Origin of the sequence: Shewanella sp. MBTL60-112-B2 (assembly GCF_019655055.1) — a bacterium.
Classification (GTDB): domain Bacteria; phylum Pseudomonadota; class Gammaproteobacteria; order Enterobacterales; family Shewanellaceae; genus Shewanella.
This window is the reverse complement of sequence record NZ_BPFA01000072.1, coordinates 1-1,255: the sequence shown is the minus strand read 5'-3', so window position 1 is coordinate 1,255 and position 1,255 is coordinate 1. Positions and strand designations below refer to the sequence as shown.

Sequence of the window (1,255 nt, the reverse complement as noted above, 5' to 3'; positions counted from 1 at the left end):
TGATGTGGTCAACTAAAACTGTACACCAACAGGGGATGCGTATTTACGCAGCCATTTCGGCCGCTGTTGGTGTCATGTAATTATTATAACTATGACCCCGTTTTGTATTGTAGTGCTTCAAGATATAGTTGATGCAGTCGAACTTAGCTTCCTTAAAACTGTTGTAGCCGTATTTAGGCATCCACTCTGTTTTAAAGCTCCTAAAAAAACGCTCTATTACCGCGTTATCCCAACAATTTCCACGCCGACTCATGCTTTGAGTTATTTGATACTTCCACAGCATTTGCCGATATTGAAGGCTGCTGTAATGACAACCTTGGTCTGAATGAAATATCAGGTTTTTTGGACGTCCACGATGTTCAAATGCCATTCTTAAAGCAGCACAAGTTAAATCAGTATTAGGGCTATCTGAACATGCCCAACCTACTATTTTTCTGGCGTACAAATCCATTATCACCGCTAAATAAAGCCATTTTGTTCCAGACCAAACGTAAGTCACATCTCCACACCAGACCTGGTTTATTGCTTCAACGTTAAACTGTCGCTTTAATAAATTAGGCGCAATTTTAGATTCGTCATTTGCTACCTTGTAACGATGTTTTCTGGGCTGGCTACTGATAAGCCCTGCATCTCTCATTAAACTTGCGGCCTTATAACGGCCAACATTTTCACCCAGTTGATTAAGCTGACCAGCTATCGTTCTAGCTCCCGCAGAGCCGCGACTATCACTATGTATATCAATCGTTTTTTTGAGCAATAATTCACGCTCTGGTTTTATTAATTCACGGTGTTTTAGGTGGTAATGATAGCTGCTTCGCGGGACTTCAAATAAGTCACAAAGTGGTTTAACACTGTTTTGCTCTCTCGATAACGATTCAATTAATGCTATCGTTTGATGCTGTCTTGCATTAAGAGAGCGGTAGCCTTTTTTAGGATGTCTTTCTCCCATTCAATCTTCTTAATTTGAGCTTCAAGCTCTTGAATGCGCCTTTGTTCTGGAGTGATTGCATTCGCAGATGGAGTAATACCTTCAAATTCTTGCTTTAGTTGAATAACCCAACGTCTCATCGCTGTTGGGCCAACACCGGTAGCCTGACAAGCTTCGCGAATGGTATAGTCTTGATTAATTACAAGGTTAGCTGCATCTATTTTAAATTCTGTTGAATAAGTTGGTTGAGTCTTCATTACGTTTACACCGTTCTATATTAAGGGCAGTTTACCTCATATCGGTGTACAAGTTTATTAAGCCACAATA

Annotated in this window: 1 protein-coding gene; it reads right to left on the bottom strand. The window is 40.3% G+C overall.

All coding sequences use genetic code 11. The features are described 5' to 3' along the window. Window positions 1-43: 43 nt before the first annotated feature. Window positions 44-1,185 (bottom strand): IS3 family transposase gene (locus K5Q73_RS21235; protein ID WP_220765794.1). Its coding sequence is split into 2 segments (ribosomal slippage): window positions 44-933 and window positions 933-1,185, totalling 1,143 coding nucleotides; the frame shifts between segments, so codons are not numbered across the junction. Window positions 1,186-1,255 lie beyond the last annotated feature (70 nt).